The organism is Candidatus Frankia alpina (assembly GCF_902806485.1).
GTDB classification, from domain to species: Bacteria; Actinomycetota; Actinomycetes; order Frankiales; family Frankiaceae; genus Frankia; species Frankia alpina.
Genome location: NZ_CADCWT010000623.1, coordinates 1 through 321, shown reverse-complemented (window position 1 = coordinate 321; position 321 = coordinate 1). Strand labels below are relative to the sequence as shown.

General features: G+C 71.3%; 1 protein-coding gene. It reads right to left on the bottom strand.

Annotation, left to right across the window (positions count from 1 at the left end; genetic code table 11):
* Positions 1-311: bifunctional DNA primase/polymerase (locus G6R25_RS24755; RefSeq protein ID WP_235949566.1), on the bottom strand; the 311-nt coding region annotated here is incomplete at its 3' end.
* Positions 312-321: the final 10 nt, after the last annotated feature.

Genomic DNA, 321 nt, shown 5'->3' with positions numbered 1-321 from the left:
CAGTCGGCGAGATAGTCGGCCAGGGTTTCCCGGCGCATTCCGCGGATGTCACCGACCCAGGCGTAGCGGTGCCCGCACGGGTGGCGGCTGGGGGGGGCGACGACGAGGCCGCCGTCGCCGCGGACGTCCAGTCCGGGGCCGTGCACGTCGGCGGCGGACAGCAAGGGAATACCGGGATGGCGGTAATACAGGTGTGCGCCGCCGGAGCCGGTCATCACCGTCACCGTCCCGGGCAGGCAGCCCACCCGGGACTCCACCGCGGCCAGCGACGCCGTCCCGCCTTTATCGACGTCCAGGTCAAGAATTCCCAAACCGGAACGG